Raw genomic sequence first — 17,442 nt, forward strand, 5'->3', positions numbered from 1 at the left:
TTTATAGTAAACGTTTTTTTACTATTGTAGACAATAAAAAAAACCGTAAGAAGTTCAAATTAATGTATAAGAAGATATCTCAAAAAGGCTAAGTATATTTTGAGGTACTTAATGGTTTTCTGGGATAGCGCTTTAAAAAAAGACCTTTTTGTTTTGTCCTGTTTCTTAGTATTTTTTCTAATAATTTCATGGGTAATACTTTTACAGTTGGTTTATTATAAGTTAAGCCTTAAGAAAGAGAAAAATGACTCTTTCTTCCCTCTAAGATACAAATGATTTATGTGATTTTGAATAGTAGCATATTTTGAAAAAACATTTCAAAACTTTAAAAACCAATGAATTACTGATACACTATTTATACTTTATGGCTAAAACATAACATTATAATAAACTTGCAACTAATCAGCTAGCGCAGTTGCCTTGAATAGAATCATTGATAATTCTTAGTATTTTAGTACAAAAAGAGACTTAACTTTTATCTATGATAAAACATTATAACATAACTGTTACAGGAAAAGTACAAGGAGTCTGGTACAGAAAAAGTACTTGGCAAAAAGCTGAAGAATTAAAAATCAAAGGATATGTAATGAATCAACCGAACGGAAGTGTCTATATTGAAGCTGAAGGGACAGAATCTCAACTCAAAACCTTATTGGATTGGTGTTCTAAAGGACCTGAATTTGCTATTGTACAACAGGTTTCTTTTGAAGTTTCTTCTGTTTGTTTTTTTGAAAATTTTGAGATTTTATATTAACTCAAAAAAAAACCAGAAACAGGTAAGCATAACCTACCTGTTTCCTCAGAAGAAATTAGTATGTTCTTAAAAAGATGATATCATATGTTCAATTTATCACGAGATAAGTATAATTAGATCATCTTTTTAAGAACATACTAATTTCTTCTTTTTTTGATTTTTATTTAACACAATACTTTAAAAATCATTTCTTTAACCACAGAACTAAAGTAATTATATTAAATTGTTGAAAATATGACAAATATCAGTTTTCGCGTTTTTTTAATTATTTAATGATATGGTTTCATTTCTTGTTTGCGTTTTTTAAGTTGTTTTTCGATATCATTAAGTGTTTCTTTAAAGGCTAATTCAAAATTTTTCTCATTAGAAGTTGCAAAGATTTTTGGTCCAGGCAAACTCAATTCTAAATCGCATATTTTCCCTTTACCTTTTGGGTCATTTTCTTTTTTGAAAAACACTACAGACTTAATAACCCAATCATATCTCTTATAAAGTTTATCCAATTTTTGGTTTACATAATTTATCATGGTTTCACTTGTAGGCATTTGTACAAATTGAATACTTGTTTTCATCTGTTTATATTTATTATTCTACAATCAAAAATATACCCCATTTCTCTTTTTTAATATGATAAATATCATATCCCCAATTTTAAACATAGGTTTAAAAAGTTTTATCCAATAGGTTATCCATACTTATAAAATCTTAAAATTTATTCAAGCTTAAAAAACTAATAGTATAGTATTGTATATTTACTAAAAAACTTAGTTTATGTCTTCTCAATTTCGCCTGGATCGTGCTTATAAAAATGCCAAGGTAATCCCGTTTGATGATACTTCTAAGTTTATCCTGTTTAGTGATTGTCATAGAGGAGACAATAGTTTTGCCGATGACTTTGCAAATAATAGAAATATCTATTTTCATGCCTTAAAGCATTATCATAATGAAGGGTATACATATTGCGAATTAGGTGATGGAGATGAATTGTGGGAAAACCTAAGTTTTGAAACTATTTTCAGAGCTCATAAAAATGTATATGAGCTACTTCAAGATTTTCATACCGAAAACCGTTTAGAAATGATCTGGGGTAATCATGATATGGTGTATCGAGATCCTAAATATGTAAAAAAACATCTTAGTTCCTATTTTGATCAAAAAACAGATACCGAGGTACCTCTTTTTCCTAACATCAAATATCACGAAGCTATTATTTTAAAACATACTGATACAGAACAAGAAATTTTTTTACTTCATGGACATCAGGCGGATTTCATGAATTATATTGGATGGAGAATTAATAGATTCTTAGTTCGTGTTTTATGGAAACCGTTACAAGTAGTGGGTATAGCAGACCCCACAAGCCCTGCCAAGAACTATAGAGAAACTATAAAAGTAGAGCGTCGTATCAAAAAATGGATTGCCAGTCGAAAAAATCTGTTTACTGTTATCGGTCATACACATCGACCTCGATTTCCTGAAGCAGGAGAATTGGCTTTGTTTAATGATGGTAGTTGTGTACACCCCCGATCTATTACCGGAATAGAAATTGAAAACGGGAGCATTACTTTAATCAAATGGCAAATCTCTACTACTGACGATGGAATTCTGAAAATTGTCAGAATCCCACTGGAAGGCCCTCAAAAGTTAACTGATTTCATTACTGAATAATATATTGACATATTTGGTATGAACGATTTTATTCAAACAGTAGAAAATATCCCCATAAAACATAATTTGATATCATACATCCTTTTCTTGGGAGTTTTTATTGGATTGCTACTCACTCTTGTCATTCTTTTTAGGTCTTCAAAAAAGAATAAAGCTTTTAGAATATTTGGTTGGTCTATAGGCATACAATCCATTCTTTCTTTAGATGTTTTTTTATGCTATACGGGCTTGATGAAATATGTTCCTTATCTTAATGATATTACAGAACCTCTGGTACTATCCGTCGCTCCTTTTATTTACCTATTTGTTTATGCCTTACTTGAACGAAAATCGGTTACATTAAAAAAACACTGGTATCATTTTGTTCCTTCTATTTTATATTTTATTTCTCAAATTGGATATTATTTACAACCTACTTCGGTAAAACTAAATGCTTATCTTCATGCGTATTTCCCGGATATAAAACGTGTACCAGTACCAGAAGGCACAGAATATGGGTATTTATGGATAAAAGATTATTTTAGATGGATTATACTTTTGAGTTTTATCACTTATTTATTACTTGCTATTAAATTGTTAGTAAAACACTTAGCAAATAACACATCCAATACCAAAGAAACAACGATCAACAAATATCAATTCTCCAAAAATACGATCGCCTTTTTTCTATTAATATTCTTATTAATATTTACAGTGTACCTTAATTTTGAAGATGATGGAGGAGATCACTATATTATTATACTGTTTACAATAATGGTGATTATTAAGTGCTTTATCTTACTTTCAGAATCGCGATTTTTTGAAAATTCATGGATTGCCGATAAATATGAAACATCAGGGTTTACAGAAGTTGGAATCTCCATTGAGCAAATACGAGATTATATTGAACAGGAAAAATTTTATCTATCTACATCTGCTTCATTAAAAGGCCTTTCTGAAATACTAACAGTAAGTCCCAATTATATTTCTCAAATAGTTAATGCCAGAACGGGCTTAAATTTCAACGATTTCATCAATCAGTATCGAATCAATTTATCAAAAAAACGTCTGGTTGATATCCAATATGATCACCTTACTATTGAAGCTATTGGAAATTCTGTTGGATTTAAATCTAAGTCTTCTTTTTATAATGCTTTTAAAAAACACGTAGAAATGTCTCCCAAAGAGTATATATCATCTTATAATTCTACTTCAAAGGCCTAAATCAAGGTATAAAAAGTCCAAAATTGTAATTCTGGACACAAACAAGGTTCGTTTCCAGATAACTGCGAATAAAATATTACACTTTTGAAAAAACATTTTAAAAAAAGTTATGGAGAAAAAAATTCGTCGTTATGATTTAGACTGGTTGCGTGTCATTGTATTTGGGTTACTTATTTTCTACCACGTAGGAATGTTTTTTGTTCCTTGGGGATGGCATATAAAAAACAATGAAATTATTAGTTGGATTCGTTGGCCAATGCTTTTCCTAAATCAATGGAGGTTACCTATTCTTTTTATAATTTCTGGAATGGGTACTTATTATGCTCTTTCCTATCGCAGTTTATGGCAGTTTAATAAAGAAAGAATAAAAAGGCTACTTATTCCTTTACTATTTGGGATGTTGGTCATTACTCCTCCTCAAGTATATTTTGAGCGTTTGGTAAATAATCAGTTCAGTAGTTCTTATTCTGATTTCTACCTAAATCATGCTTTTGTTGGTATTTATCCTGAAGGAAATTTTACCTGGCATCACCTTTGGTTTTTACCTTATCTATTAATCTTTTCATTATTACTTTCTCCCCTATTGGTTAGAATCAAAAGAAAACCAACCTTATTTATGAATTGGATATCTTTAAAAATTCAAAAGCCTTTTGGGTTATATCTGTTTATTATACCGTTATATTTTATAGAAGCATTTTTAGAGCCTTTTTTTCCGGTTACTCATGCATTAATCGATGATTGGTATAATTTTATAAACTGTATCGTTTTATTTTTCTTTGGATTTGTTCTTATTGCTTCGGGTAAACAATTCTGGACAACGATTGAACAAATAAAATCCAAAGCTTTAATTATAGGAGTAATTGCTTTTATTATTCAATTGTTTATTTGGTTAAGTATAGAAGATAGCACTTTAGTACATTTTACAGAAGCTTTTATTAAAGTAACCAATTTATGGTCTTGGATTTTGGTCATAATTGGATATGGTGCATCATTTTTAAACAGAAAAAGTAAACTTCTTGCTTATTGCAATAGAGCAGTATATCCTTTTTATATTTTGCATCAAACTATTACAATTGCAATAGGATATTATATAATGAATCTGGAATGGAGTTTTTTATCTAAGTTTTTAATCCTTGTTTTGGGTACTTTTTTGATGAGTTGGTTTATATACCATTGGATCATTCTAAAAGTTCCTTTGTTACATCCATTTTTTGGTCTAAAAAAAACGTATGTTCAGAAAGATTAACTTTCTGAACATACGCTTATAAATAAAATTCCTAAAAGAATCTTTCTTATTCTATATTTACTACCTCTTCTATCTGAGGGGCGTATTTTTTAATGGTCATTTCTACTCCTGATTTCAGAGTCATTTGGTTTACACTACAACCTACACAAGCTCCTTCTAACTGAACTTTTACTCTTTTATCATCTTCAATAGAAACCAAAGAAATGTTACCTCCATCACTTTCCAAAAAGGGCCTGATCTCATCTAGCGCTTTTTCTACATTTGTTCTTAATTCTTCAGAAGTCATTTTTTATTTTTTTACAGCAGAACATCCTGCCATCGTTGTTATTTTAATTGCTTCAGTTGGTGGTAAGTTTTCATTTCTCTTTACCACTTCCTGAACTACATTTTTTGTTAATTCTTCAAATGCTTTTTCAATAGGGGTTGCCGTTTGCAATGCTGCAGGGCGTCCTATATCTCCAGCTTCTCTTATACTTTGCACCAAAGGAATTTCTCCAAGGAAAGGAATTTCCATATCCTCTGCCAGATATTTAGCTCCTTCTTTCCCAAAGATATAATATTTATTATTAGGAAGCTCTTCTGGAGTAAAATATGCCATATTTTCTATAACTCCTAATACAGGTACACTAATACTATCCTGCTGAAACATAGCTACTCCTTTTCTAGCATCAGCCAAAGCAACATTTTGAGGTGTACTTACTACTACAGCTCCTGTAATCGGTAACGATTGCATTATAGATAAATGAATATCTCCTGTTCCAGGAGGTAAATCTATCAGCATAAAATCTAATTCTCCCCACGCGGCATCAAAGATCATTTGATTTAATGCTTTTGCTGCCATTGGCCCTCTCCATACTACTGCTTGATTTGGTTGCGTGAAAAATCCAATAGATAAAATTTTAACTCCATAGTTCTCTATAGGTTTCATCTTAGATTTATCGCCTACTTTAACAGATAATGGTCTTTCTTTTTCTACATCAAACATAATAGGAGCAGAAGGACCATAAATGTCTGCATCTAACAATCCTACTTTAAATCCCATTTTTGCCAAGGTTACTGCAAGATTAGAAGTAACCGTAGATTTTCCTACTCCTCCTTTACCAGAAGCAACCGCAATAATATTAGTAATGCCAGGAATAGGTTTTCCTTTGATTACATTTTTTTCTGGCTGTGATGGCGCAGGAGCTTCTACCTTAATATTTACTTTTATTTTTGCCTTCTCATAAACTTTATCGTGGATCGCCTTCATTACATCTACCTCTGCACGTTTACGAATATGTAATGCAGGTGTAGCTAATACAAGATCTACAATTACCTCATCTCCAAAAGTGATCACATTTTTAACTGCACCACTCTCTACCATATCCTGACCTTCTCCAGCTACTGTAACGCTTTCTAATGCTTTTAAGATCTCTGATTTCTCCAGCTTCATACTTCTGTTTTTCTTTTTCTTTTAAATTAATCAATTCTGACCAATTTTAAGAGCAAAGATAGGTCGAAAAGTTAAGATTATAAAACCTGTAAATCGAAATGATCTATAACCATATTGACATTGATGATTAAGTAATCTTAATAAGATGGTATGGTTTGTGTGGATTAGCAATTCTAAAAATTGCAAATCATCAATCATGAAACGAACAGTTATAATCATCACATTATTTTTTCTCGGTTTTAATTTCAATTATGGGCAAGGTAAGCTGGAGAAAGCCGAAAAAAGTCTCACAAAAAAAGAAAGATCCAGTTCTAGGTCAGAATCTCGCAGTTCTGGCAACTCTTATGATTCTGGAGATAGTTTTTGGCTAGAGGTATTTGGCCCACTTTTTTTAGATGTTTTTCTTATAACCACTTACGGAACTTTTATAGAAACTCCTATAGAACAAGAACATAGTGCTAGTACTGCATCCATCACTAAATATCCATATTATAATTCAAAAAAAGGAAATTATTCATATGAATGGGGTGATGATACACAAATGGCCAGAGCTACAATCACTAATCGGTTTATAGCAGAAAATGGTAAACTATATGGTAATCACCTTAACCTGGATATAAGGTTTCTTAAACGTATAAGCGTCGAGGCTGATTACTTGCAGTTATGGGAAGAAAATACCAATTTTGGTGATAATTCCTTGGCAATATATTCGTTCCTTGCCAAGTATCACCGTGTACGTACAGAACGATTTGATGCCTGGTGGGGCATAGGAGCAACCTATATCGGTGGCGAAGTTGAACAACTAGGTTTTACCTATGGTGCTGGTGCCGAATTGTTTTTTGCAAAACCTCTTAGTGTTGAAGTCAATTTTAATCAAACTTTTATAGAATCAGAAACTGTAAATAAATTTAATGCCTTATTAAATTATCACGCAGGAAGATTTAAGTTCTCTGGTGGATATGAGCATTTAAAAATAGGTGCCCCCGATTTTTCTATGTTTTCTGCAGGAGTTGGAGTTTCTTTTTAAATGAAAGGTATTTTACGATAAAAGCAAAGAAACAATTTATTGGATTGTATTTTTATAGCTCCTTCATAGGATCCCAAAATAACTTATCAAAATCCTGTATTTGATTATCGATTACTTTTACTCCTTCGTTCTCGAGTAGTTGTTGCATCAAATTGGTTCCTTGAAAATGGTGTTTACCTGTAAGAATCCCTTTTCTGTTTACAACGCGTTGAGCAGGTACGTCTTCATGTTTACCCGAGGCATTCATTGCCCATCCAACCATACGAGCGCTACGTGCAGAACCCAAATATTTCGCAATTGCACCATAAGAAGTTACTCTTCCGTAAGGAATAAGTTTAGCTACTTCATAAACTCTATCAAAGAAATTATCATTTTCTTTTACTCCCATGTATATATAATTCTTGCTAATGTTATCATAACCAATACCAACATCAGTATCCCCATAAAGTAATTCGTATACTTGGTTATAGATGCTGTTTTCTTTTCGATCTTCAAAAATGAGAATACATAAAAATATAACGTTACAAAAGTTCCGGATCCGGCCGCAATCCCAAAAGCTATAATTCGTAAAGCATCATATTCCATTTTACCGCTTACACTCATACCAGCTGCTATAGCACAGAAATAAGGGATTGGTAATACATTAATTACCGACATCATTACACCTTTAAAAAAGCTCCGTGTATCATTATTTCTATATACTTTGATTTTTGTTTTGCGCTGTTTTGCTTTTGCAAAAAAGTAGATAGCCATTAATAAAAAGATAACCGCTCCTGTTCTCAGCAGAATATTTGTGACAAAAGGATTGAAAAATATATATTTAGCTAATAGAATCGCTATCAATGCTTGAAAAAATACAATTATTGAGGCTCCTATAGCCACTAATATTCCATTTTTTTTACCTCGTTCAAGACAGGTTCGAGCAACAGTCATATTCACCAATCCAGGAGGAATCACTCCGACTAGTGAAGCAAAAAAAGTTACTAAAAAGAGTTTAGTAGTTTCCAAATTAGTAGGGTAATTAGGTAATTTTAAACTGGATGTAAGTTATGGGTTTATTTTTTTCCAGATATTGTTTTTCATAAAAAGTTTGAATTGAAGTAACAATCTCTGGAGCTCCTTCATTATGATATACATTATGGTTAGCATACAATACTTCATGTCCTTCTCCATGTAATAATCCTAAAGTATATCCGTGCATGAATTCACTATCTGTTTTAAGATGCATGATGCCATCTGATTTAAGAATCTTTTTATAGCGCTCCAAAAAAATACTATTAGTCATTCTATGCTTAGTACGCTTATATTTGATTTGTGGATCAGGAAATGTGATCCATATCTCATCAATCTCTTCTTTACCAAAAATATGATCTACTAATTCAATCTGCGTTCTAATAAAGCCAACATTATTTATGTTTTCTTCGATAGCAGTTTTTGCACCTCTCCAAAAACGAGCCCCTTTTATATCAATACCAATAAAATTTTTATCAGGATATCTTTGTGCTAATCCTACAGTATACTCTCCTTTACCACATCCTAACTCTAATACTATAGGGTTTTGATTTTTAAAAAATTTTTCTTTCCAATTCCCTTTATATCCTAAAGAATTTTTTAACACCTCTTCTCGTGTAGGCTCTACTACATTCTCAAAGATTTTATTCTCGTTAAAACGTTTTAATTTATTCTTACTCCCCACCGTTTTATGCTCTTATATTATTCTGATTCTTTGATCCTTTCATTATTTTTTAAATATATACCTGAACTAGTATCGAATGTTAAATCATGACGACCAAAAGATAATTTTTTGGTAAAATTAAGGAAATATTTGCTTAAGGGAATACTATTAATTTTAATTCTTAATTAGTCAGTTGCTTAACAAACAAAAATAACTAAACACCTTGAGCAAAAAAGTACTTATAGCACCGTTAAATTGGGGGTTAGGGCACGCTACCCGTTGTATCCCAATCATCAATGCCTTAATCGATCAAGGGTATGAACCAGTAATTGCATCTGATGGATCTGCATTAGCATTATTACGTAAAGAATTTCCTGAATTACAAACGGAAGAACTTCCTTCTTACAATATTGAATATTCTAAGAAAGCTAGTAACTTTAAATTAAAGATATTACTGAATAGTCCTAAAATTGCTCAAGCGATTACTGCAGAGAAAAAAGCTACCAAAAAGATTTTAGAATCTGATAGCTTTTATGGTATTATATCAGATAACCGAATGGGGGTACGTAACAAACATGTTCCTTCGGTTTTTATTACACATCAATTAACCGTTCTTAGTGGCAAAACAACGTCTATTAGCACAAAATTTCACAACAAATACATAAAAAAATTTGATGTATGTTGGGTTCCTGATATGGCTGATGATCCAAATCTAAGTGGTGAATTGGGGCATCCCAAAAAGAATAGTATTCCAGTTACCTATTTAGGTCCTTTAAGCAGGTTTAAATACCAAGTGGTTCCTAAACTATATGATATTATGGTGTTACTTTCTGGCCCAGAACCTCAAAGAACAATGTTGGAAGAAAAGTTATTTTATGAGTTTGAACGTAGTGATAAAAAAATTGTTTTTGTCAGAGGAGTAATAGAAGACACACATAAAACTTACGTTAAAAATAACATCATTGTCCACAACTACCTTACAGGCGAAGCATTACAAAACACTATAAATAGTAGTAATGTGATTATTTCCAGATCAGGATACACTACAGTTATGGATCTGGCTAAACTAAAAAAGAAGGCCTTTTTTATTCCTACACCTGGACAATTTGAGCAAGAATATCTTGCAGAACGTCTTACTTCGAATAAACTAGTACCTAGTTGTCAACAGGATGAGTTTACATTAAAAAAACTATATGATTTAAATGCTTATAAGGGATTAAGTAGTTTTAGTACTGACATCGACTACGGGAAATTGTTTAACTTTTTCCAAAGTAAATGAAAACTCACTTCCTATTCGATAATCGCTTTCTACATAAATACGTTCGTGATGTGCTTCTATAATGTGTTTTACGATCGCTAATCCTAGTCCTGAACCTCCTTCTTTACGAGAACCACTTTTATCCACTCGATAAAATCGCTCAAATAATCTAGGGATATGTGCCTGTGCTATACCTTCACCATTATCTGTAATTCTAACAATTACTTTGTTTCGGATTAAGTTTTCTATACTTACTTCAGTAGTACCGTCTTCTTTTCCGTATTTGATCGAATTCACTATTAAATTAGATAGTACTTGCTGTATTCTTTCCTTATCCGCATGTACCATTATAGGTTCTTGATAGTTCATATCAAAGGTCAAAGCAATATTCTTTTTTGTTGCTTTCATTTCAAATAAATCAAAAACGCTCTGTACAAGTTCTATGATATCAAAATTTGTGTAATTAAGATTAAGATCCCCTACTTCCAGCTTAGTAATCATATCCAAATCATTTACGATATAAATTAGACGTTCTACCCCTTTACTAGCTCTATTCAAATATTTATCAAGAATTACAGGATCATCCATGGCTCCATCCAGTAATGTGAGAATATATCCTTGTACTGTAAATAGTGGAGTTTTAAGTTCATGAGAAACATTACCCATAAATTCTTTACGATAATTCTCTCGAATTCTTAAAGTTTCTATCTCTGTTTTTCTTTGTTTTGCAAACTTCTCAACCTCTTTTATTAATGTACGCATATCAGTTGTCACTGGACCTTCTTCTACTTTTTCAAGATCCAACATCTCAATATCATCATAGATTTTTCGTACTCTTCGATAGATGAACTTTTGAACTCTATACTGAATAATTAAAAAACAAGTTAAATAACAAACTATAAGAAAACCTATTATAAATAGTACATTTAATTGTGATTGCGTGTATAAAAAAACGCTCAATACGAGCGTTAGTAGTACGGTAATATATAAAGATGATAAGTAAGCAAACTTATACGATCTTTTAAAATTTTCTGCCATTATATAACAAACTTATAGCCTACTCCTTTAATGGTTTTAAAACTATCATCGCCGATCTTTTCTCTTAACTTTCTGATATGTACATCGATCGTCCTACCTCCTACGATAACTTCATTCCCCCATACTTTATCAAGGATATCTTCTCGTTTAAAAACCTTACCTGGTTTAGATGCCAATAAAGATAATAATTCAAACTCTTTTCTAGGTAAAACAATCTCTTTTTTATCTTTTAAGATCTTATACTCATCTCTATTAATAACGAGATTACCAATTTTTACGACATTATCAGAAGAATCATCATCTTTTAATCTGCGAAGTAGTGCTTTTACTTTACTTACTAAGACTTTAGGTCGAATAGGTTTGGTAATATAATCATCTGCTCCTGCATCAAATCCTGCTACTTGAGAATAATCTTCACCTCGAGCTGTTAGAAATGTAATGATAGTATTTTGTAAATCTGGTATTTTCCTGATTTGTTCACAAGCCTCAATACCATCCATCTCTGGCATCATAACATCTAGTATAATAAGATGTGGCTTTTTCTTTTTAGCAATCTTTATCGCCTCTAAACCGTTTTCTGCAGTAACAACACTATAACCTTCTGCAGTTAGGTTATAACCAACGATTTCTAAAATATCAGGCTCGTCATCTACTAATAGAATAGTAATATCTTTTTTGTTCATTTTCTTTTTGAATTATATCACTTGCGTAAATATACTATGTTACTGCCAAAGTTTCTCCAACTATAAAGCTAGGAAACAATAAACTAACATAAAAATCTTACAAGCATAACATTTACTTAACGTAGCCTCTGGTGTGAATCAAAAAAAAAAGCTGAATATAAAAATATTCAGCTTTTAATATCTCTTCTAAAAGAGTCAATTATTTGTTATCTCTATATGTTTCTAACAAGTTCATTGTTGCTGTTATCAAATCTTTTGTTTCTAATAATAACCCAAAATATAAGGTAGTGTTTTTAGGACTACTTTCTTCTGTTCTGGTTCTTGCAACTTGCTTGTCAATTTTTTCATTAACTCTATTAAATAATTCTTGTTTTTCATTAAGAATTGCATCTATCTGATCAAAATCTCTATCACTAAATGCCTTTTTAATTTGTCCAAACAATTCATTTAATTGCTCTTCGATTTCCTTAAGGTCTTTAATTTGATTAAATCGAAGTTTCTTATGGTTATTATTTACATGCTTGTGACTCGCTTTAGATATATATTCTAACGATTGAGACATGTCTTGTAAATATCCTAAGATGTTGATGTAGAAATTACTTGCACCTACACTGGATTCGTCAAGATTCTTAATAAAATAAAAGATATTATCTCTTAAATCTTCAACTTCTGCATCTAATTTAGCTATTCCTTTTTTACTCTTCTTTAAAGCCGGTAAATCATATTTTACGAGGCTTTCTATCGTACTTGTATAGATTTTAATTCCTCTGTTTACAAAAGATTTTATATTATCTGCACTCTCTTCGATTACTCCTTGAACAGAACTACTCTCAGAATTCTTTAGACTATCTTCTGCTTTTTCAGCTTTTACCTTTCTTCTATAACTTATAGTGTTTCTTGCTAGAAGTAATACTGCTACAAGTAATAATACTGCAATCATTACTGGGCCGCCAAGATTGATCAAAAATGCAACAGCTGCCGCAGCGATAAATGCGCTGATTGCGGTCATAAACCAACCTCCAATTACATTTAATACTCCAGCCACACGATATACGGCACTTTCTGTCCCCCAAGCTCTGTCAGATAATGATGTACCCATTGCTACCATAAAGGTCACATAGGTAGTAGAAAGTGGTAACCCCATAGAAGTAGCAACTGAAATTAAAATTCCTGCTACTACAAGATTTACTGCTGCTCGTACCATATCAAATGCCGGCATCTCATAAGTTTTATCTTTTGGTAATGCAATTACCGGTTTGGTAAATTGTTTTTCGATAAACTCTTTAGCTGGTTTTGGTGTTATTGCTGCAAGTCCTTGAGATATCAATACCGTTCCTCTAACTACACCTCTTGATAAAAAGTTAGGCTTAAAACGTTCTTTAGCCTCTCCTTCTCTGGAAAGATTAATTTCAGTATCTGCAACATATCTTGCTTTTTTAGAGAACCATAAAGTTAATACCATAATAACTCCCGCTGCAAATAAAAGGAAGAAATCAGTATCAACCTTTTTAGCTAAAACATCCATAGAAAACTCAGCTGCTGGTACGCCAGAAGCTACCCATGCTTCATAAGATTGCCAACCTGCAATTGGTACTCCAATAAAGTTTACTAAATCGTTACCTGAAAAAGCCAATGCTAATCCAAAAGTACCTACGATGATAATAAGCTTATAAATATTTATTTTAAAAAAGTTGATAATGATATATGAAAGTATTGACCAGAACACAAAACCAACTGCTACTATTTGCAATACATAAGTTTCTAAAAACCCTCTTAAAGTCATTTTAATAGTACCTGCATCTCCATCGATCTTAAATAGATTTTTTTGATCCTTAGCTAACTCTTTTACTGTTTCATAAGAAGTTCCAAAATAACTTTTTGCAGCATCTAATAATCCTTCAGGTCCACCATTATATATAACATCAACAATTGCTTTTGCATATGAAGTTCCTTTGATCCCTTTCATAAAAATGAAATATAATAATGCAGTTAAAGCAACACCTCCAAATAAAGCACCAACCCATTTGGCTTTCTTTTCAAAATTATATGACAATAATAGACGCGTAATAAATTGAACGATCGCTCCTACCGAAAAAGCGATTACAACTGATAAAAGAATACCACTTATAATTTTTTTCGCCGTCTTTGTATTAATGTAGTTTTCTAAATCAGCAAATGTTTGCCCCTGATCAGCTCCAATTTTAATTAATGCCACACATACAGCTGCTCCTAAAAGATTAAATACAATAGATACCGTTGTAGAAGTTGGCATTCCTAATGTATTAAAAAAGTCGAGGAGGAGTATATCGGTTATCATCACCGCCATAAAGATGATCATGATTTCATCAAAATAGAATTCTCCCGGGTTAAATATCCCTTTTCGTGCTACTTCCATCAACCCACTTGAGAAGATAGCTCCTGCTGCTATACCAATACTGGCAACAATCATAATTGTTCTAAAAGACACTGCTTTAGAACCAATCGCAGAATTCAAGAAGTTAACGGCATCATTACTAACTCCTACTATAAGGTCTGCAATTGCTAAGACAGCAAGTGCAACCACCATTAATAAATAAATAGTATTCGTATCCATTCTTTTTTTGTTTTAAAGTGCAAATATTAAAATCAATTCCCAGTTCAATGTTACCAAACTGTTATGTATCGGTCCATTGTTTAGAAATGTATATCAAATTGTAATCTATATGCCAACCCACTAGCTTCACCTGCTTCTGTAGTATAGCTAATGTCTGACTGAACTTTTAACTTATGCCCTGCAATATATTTTGAAACTCCCAAAGTATATTGCTCTTCAAGGTTTCTTCCTACAATTGCATCAAAATTAAGATTGGTATAACGCCCTGCTACTTCCCAATTACTTTTAAATAAGTATCCTGCTTGCAGGTTTATAGCATTTCCAACCTGAACAATATCTCCTGTTGGGGTACCATCTTCTTCTACAGCAATAGCTTCATCCGCTTCTCTATCAGCAAATTCTCCCATAAAAGAAAATCCTTTATATTTAAATACCGCATCTACAAATAGTGTTGAAATATTGGTTTCGTAAAAACCAGTACTGGTAGTCATATAAGACCCTTGATTACTTCTGTCTTTAACCGCATTTGCATTAAAATCATACGTTGCAGCAAGCATTAACTTAGGGGTTTGTTCTCTCTTAAGATCTCCTCCTTTATAATCTCCTTTGCTTTGAAATTTTCCAAAAGGTAACAATTCTACTCTAGTAGTATACTGATGTCCTCCTAGATTCCCTGAAGTTATATTTCTTCCTTCTCCTTGTGAAACTGCAAATGCCTCTCGAACAAGAAATTTTTCTGAAAGATTAAAATGATGTCTTAATTGAACTCCAAGGTCACGATCGATATTAAACCTACTATTTAACCTCGAACGATCTACTAACTGTAAGTTTCCTGAAGAAATAACTCGCTCTACGTTACCTGGTAATTTAGTTTGTCCAGCCCAAAGGGTGAAGTTTTTATAGAAATTCCATTTAATAACGGCATCAAGAATATATCTTGGAGCATTATTGGTAAATTCTGAAGCTCCTGAAATATCTCTGTTAGATAAACCAAGTTCTATTTTATATTTAAGTTTTGGGCTATAAGCAAAACCGTTAAATTTTAAACGCGCTCTTCTTACTAAGAAATTATTTTCAGGTTTGCCGTAGTCGCCATCATTGATATCCCAACCTGTGGTAGAAAGAAATTGCATTCTAGTTGCAAATTTCATACTCCAGGAACTATCTTTAGCAATTACGTTAAAAATTCCTTTTCCAAATTTAGTCTCTGTAGTTTCTTGGGCATTTGTATAACAAAGCGTAAAAAAGAATAACGCTACAAGGGTAATCTTTAATTTCATAATCCATACTAGTTTTTGTCGCTGCAAAGAACCAATACCAATGTTAAGTTAGTGTTAACTTAATGTTTTATAATGATTATTTTAAAAAGATCTTTTTTTTCAGTATTTATGCAAGGACAAAAGAAGGCTGATCAGTGATGATCAGCCCTTGTATTTCAAAAATCTAAAGTCGACAAAAACTAATACGATTTTTTGAAATTACAGTACGTCTTACGACTCGTCAAAAATATTTTTTTTGGCGAGTTTTTATGTTACCATAACTTTAAGCTATTGTTAAAAATACTTTTAAATCAGGTGTAACAGATATCCTAAAACGGCGCCTCCTAGCACAATCCACATTACACTCACTTTTTTAAACACAAAAATCATAACACTACTTACAAGCGCAATAAGTATTGATTTCCACCCTGTTAATGTATCTACACTCATTGCATATAATACCGAAAGCATTATAGCAACTGCTGCAATATTAACTGAGTCTAAAAAGTAACTCAATACTTTAGATTTCCTCATTTTGGGAATTAATGGATTCAAAATCAACACAAAAAGGAAGGAAGGAAGGAAAATCCCACATGTTGCCGCAAGAGCTCCCCAAAAACCTCCTAATTGATATCCTATAAAAGTTGCTGTAGATAATACTGGACCTGGTGTAAATTGTCCAACAGCAATAGCATCTATTAACTCTGGTCTTGTCAACCACCCTTTTGTCACTAGTTCTGCATCAAGATATGCAAACAACACATAACCGCTACCATATAATATAGCGCCTACTTTTAAAAATGTCCAAAAGATTTTTAGTGAAGTAAGCTTTATAAAGGCAGCTGTAGAAAATTTGAATATAAAAAAAGGAGCAATTGATTTAGAAGTAGAAACTAATTTTGATTTAGAATAAAAATATAGTGTTCCTAAAATTCCAGCACTTAGTAATGCTATAACTTCATTTACTCCCAAAAGACTTATGACCAATACTAAAACACCTATGATTCCTATTTCCCAACTTTTTAGAGCTTTTTTACCTAATTTCAGAATAGCAGAAGCTATTATCGCCAATACCGCAGGCTTGATACCAAAAACAAAAGGTGCTACCTCTGGTAATTGCCCATAAGAAGTATAAAACCATGCCAAAACTCCGGTAATAACGACTGCAGGAAAAACAAAACACGCTCCGGCAACAAACAATCCTGCAATTCCTGCGCGTTCATGACCGCAATGCATAGTCATTTCTGTAGAATTAGGTCCCGGAATAAGGTTCGTAGCTCCGATAAGATCCAAAAAATGCTGTCGATCCATCCATTTTCTTTTATGAACCACCTCTTCTTCCATCATAGCAATATGAGCTGCCGGACCACCAAAGGCAAAACAACCTAATCTAAAAAAAACAACGGCTACCTCAATAAGTTTCTTCTTATCATTCATTTAAATAATAGTACTATTTCGTAATTACACATATTATTAAACCTCCAAAAATATAAATATAATAGCAATTCATTACAGGCATAAAGGTGATTAAAAAAACAATTTTTCCAATCAAAAACATGTAATTAGAAAATATTTATCTCGTTAAAAATCAATAAATTATATTTTT

17 protein-coding genes are annotated in these 17,442 nt (G+C 32.0%); 6 read left to right on the top strand and 11 right to left on the bottom strand.

The window, feature by feature from the left end; all coding sequences use genetic code 11:
- Positions 1-481: 481 nt before the first annotated feature.
- Positions 482-754, top strand: coding sequence for an acylphosphatase (locus tag U0D62_RS05040; RefSeq protein WP_322194250.1), 273 nt, complete (start codon positions 482-484; stop codon positions 752-754).
- Positions 755-1,023: 269 nt separating this feature from the next.
- Here U0D62_RS05040 and hpf read toward each other — a convergent pair whose 3' ends face one another.
- Positions 1,024-1,326, bottom strand: coding sequence for a ribosome hibernation-promoting factor, HPF/YfiA family (gene hpf / locus U0D62_RS05045; RefSeq protein ID WP_322194251.1), 303 nt, complete (start codon positions 1,324-1,326; stop codon positions 1,024-1,026).
- A 199-nt stretch (positions 1,327-1,525) separates the two neighbouring features.
- Here hpf and U0D62_RS05050 point away from each other — a divergent pair, with 199 nt between their 5' ends.
- From U0D62_RS05050 to U0D62_RS05060, 3 genes are all read left to right on the top strand, one after another.
- On the top strand, positions 1,526-2,422 hold the full coding sequence (locus tag U0D62_RS05050) for a metallophosphoesterase family protein (RefSeq protein WP_322194253.1): 897 nt from the start codon (positions 1,526-1,528) through the stop codon (positions 2,420-2,422).
- 18 nt (positions 2,423-2,440) lie between these two features.
- A complete protein-coding gene (locus tag U0D62_RS05055; protein ID WP_322194254.1) occupies positions 2,441-3,625 on the top strand; it encodes a helix-turn-helix domain-containing protein in 1,185 nt (394 codons plus the stop codon).
- A 109-nt stretch (positions 3,626-3,734) separates the two neighbouring features.
- Positions 3,735-4,871, top strand: a complete 1,137-nt coding sequence (locus U0D62_RS05060) for an acyltransferase family protein (RefSeq protein WP_322194256.1) — start codon at positions 3,735-3,737, stop codon at positions 4,869-4,871.
- A 46-nt stretch (positions 4,872-4,917) separates the two neighbouring features.
- Here U0D62_RS05060 and U0D62_RS05065 read toward each other — a convergent pair whose 3' ends face one another.
- On the bottom strand, positions 4,918-5,157 hold the full coding sequence (locus U0D62_RS05065) for a NifU family protein (RefSeq protein WP_322194259.1): 240 nt from the start codon (positions 5,155-5,157) through the stop codon (positions 4,918-4,920).
- Positions 5,158-5,160: 3 nt separating this feature from the next.
- Positions 5,161-6,303: an Mrp/NBP35 family ATP-binding protein gene (locus U0D62_RS05070; protein ID WP_322194260.1), complete on the bottom strand. Its 1,143-nt coding sequence runs from the start codon at positions 6,301-6,303 to the stop codon at positions 5,161-5,163.
- Between the two features lie 196 nt (positions 6,304-6,499).
- On the opposite strand from U0D62_RS05070, the gene U0D62_RS05075 reads away from it, so the two are divergent.
- Positions 6,500-7,330 carry a hypothetical protein gene (locus tag U0D62_RS05075; protein WP_322194261.1) on the top strand — a complete coding sequence of 277 codons (831 nt, stop codon included), beginning with the start codon at positions 6,500-6,502 and terminating at the stop codon, positions 7,328-7,330.
- A 52-nt stretch (positions 7,331-7,382) separates the two neighbouring features.
- On the opposite strand, the gene U0D62_RS05080 is transcribed toward U0D62_RS05075, so the two are convergent.
- The 3 genes from U0D62_RS05080 to trmB are packed head-to-tail and all read right to left on the bottom strand — an operon-like array spanning position 7,383 to position 9,026.
- Positions 7,383-7,718: an MGMT family protein gene (locus tag U0D62_RS05080; protein ID WP_322194262.1), complete on the bottom strand. Its 336-nt coding sequence runs from the start codon at positions 7,716-7,718 to the stop codon at positions 7,383-7,385.
- Entirely contained in the window at positions 7,709-8,338 is a 630-nt protein-coding gene (locus tag U0D62_RS05085; protein WP_322194263.1) for a LysE family translocator, read from the bottom strand. Before U0D62_RS05085 ends, U0D62_RS05080 begins: the two co-directional genes overlap by 10 nt.
- Positions 8,339-8,351: 13 nt before the next feature.
- A complete protein-coding gene (gene trmB / locus U0D62_RS05090; RefSeq protein ID WP_322194264.1) occupies positions 8,352-9,026 on the bottom strand; it encodes a tRNA (guanosine(46)-N7)-methyltransferase TrmB in 675 nt (224 codons plus the stop codon).
- 202 nt (positions 9,027-9,228) lie between these two features.
- On the opposite strand from trmB, the gene U0D62_RS05095 reads away from it, so the two are divergent.
- Positions 9,229-10,284 (top strand): glycosyltransferase, encoded by a 1,056-nt coding sequence (locus tag U0D62_RS05095; protein ID WP_322194265.1) that lies wholly within the window; start codon positions 9,229-9,231, stop codon positions 10,282-10,284.
- On the opposite strand, the gene U0D62_RS05100 is transcribed toward U0D62_RS05095, so the two are convergent.
- The 5 genes from U0D62_RS05100 to chrA form a co-directional block, all read right to left on the bottom strand.
- Complete coding sequence (locus U0D62_RS05100; RefSeq protein WP_322194266.1) at positions 10,222-11,301, bottom strand: sensor histidine kinase; 1,080 nt, start codon at positions 11,299-11,301, stop codon at positions 10,222-10,224. The genes U0D62_RS05095 and U0D62_RS05100 overlap by 63 nt on opposite strands.
- Positions 11,301-11,984 carry a response regulator transcription factor gene (locus tag U0D62_RS05105; protein WP_322194267.1) on the bottom strand — a complete coding sequence of 228 codons (684 nt, stop codon included), beginning with the start codon at positions 11,982-11,984 and terminating at the stop codon, positions 11,301-11,303. The genes U0D62_RS05100 and U0D62_RS05105 overlap by 1 nt, the downstream gene beginning before the upstream one ends.
- Before the next feature lie 199 nt (positions 11,985-12,183).
- Complete coding sequence (locus U0D62_RS05110) at positions 12,184-14,577, bottom strand: inorganic phosphate transporter (protein ID WP_322194268.1); 2,394 nt, start codon at positions 14,575-14,577, stop codon at positions 12,184-12,186.
- Between the two features lie 80 nt (positions 14,578-14,657).
- Positions 14,658-15,857 carry a porin gene (locus U0D62_RS05115; protein ID WP_322194269.1) on the bottom strand — a complete coding sequence of 400 codons (1,200 nt, stop codon included), beginning with the start codon at positions 15,855-15,857 and terminating at the stop codon, positions 14,658-14,660.
- 285 nt (positions 15,858-16,142) lie between these two features.
- Positions 16,143-17,273 (bottom strand): chromate efflux transporter, encoded by a 1,131-nt coding sequence (chrA, locus tag U0D62_RS05120; RefSeq protein WP_322194270.1) that lies wholly within the window; start codon positions 17,271-17,273, stop codon positions 16,143-16,145.
- Positions 17,274-17,442 lie beyond the last annotated feature (169 nt).

It is taken from the genome of Aquimarina callyspongiae, from assembly GCF_034322225.1.
GTDB lineage: Bacteria > Bacteroidota > Bacteroidia > Flavobacteriales > Flavobacteriaceae > Aquimarina.

Coding starts and splice junctions, on each gene's coding strand:
- U0D62_RS05040 (WP_322194250.1), top strand. CDS start 482: ATGATAAAACATTATAACATAACTGTTACAGGAAAAGTACAAGGAGTC.
- hpf (WP_322194251.1), bottom strand. CDS start 1,326: ATGAAAACAAGTATTCAATTTGTACAAATGCCTACAAGTGAAACCATG.
- U0D62_RS05050 (WP_322194253.1), top strand. CDS start 1,526: ATGTCTTCTCAATTTCGCCTGGATCGTGCTTATAAAAATGCCAAGGTA.
- U0D62_RS05055 (WP_322194254.1), top strand. CDS start 2,441: ATGAACGATTTTATTCAAACAGTAGAAAATATCCCCATAAAACATAAT.
- U0D62_RS05060 (WP_322194256.1), top strand. CDS start 3,735: ATGGAGAAAAAAATTCGTCGTTATGATTTAGACTGGTTGCGTGTCATT.
- U0D62_RS05065 (WP_322194259.1), bottom strand. CDS start 5,157: ATGACTTCTGAAGAATTAAGAACAAATGTAGAAAAAGCGCTAGATGAG.
- U0D62_RS05070 (WP_322194260.1), bottom strand. CDS start 6,303: ATGAAGCTGGAGAAATCAGAGATCTTAAAAGCATTAGAAAGCGTTACA.
- U0D62_RS05075 (WP_322194261.1), top strand. CDS start 6,500: ATGAAACGAACAGTTATAATCATCACATTATTTTTTCTCGGTTTTAAT.
- U0D62_RS05080 (WP_322194262.1), bottom strand. CDS start 7,718: ATGGGAGTAAAAGAAAATGATAATTTCTTTGATAGAGTTTATGAAGTA.
- U0D62_RS05100 (WP_322194266.1), bottom strand. CDS start 11,301: ATGGCAGAAAATTTTAAAAGATCGTATAAGTTTGCTTACTTATCATCT.
- U0D62_RS05105 (WP_322194267.1), bottom strand. CDS start 11,984: ATGAACAAAAAAGATATTACTATTCTATTAGTAGATGACGAGCCTGAT.
- U0D62_RS05110 (WP_322194268.1), bottom strand. CDS start 14,577: ATGGATACGAATACTATTTATTTATTAATGGTGGTTGCACTTGCTGTC.
- U0D62_RS05115 (WP_322194269.1), bottom strand. CDS start 15,857: ATGAAATTAAAGATTACCCTTGTAGCGTTATTCTTTTTTACGCTTTGT.
- chrA (WP_322194270.1), bottom strand. CDS start 17,273: ATGAATGATAAGAAGAAACTTATTGAGGTAGCCGTTGTTTTTTTTAGA.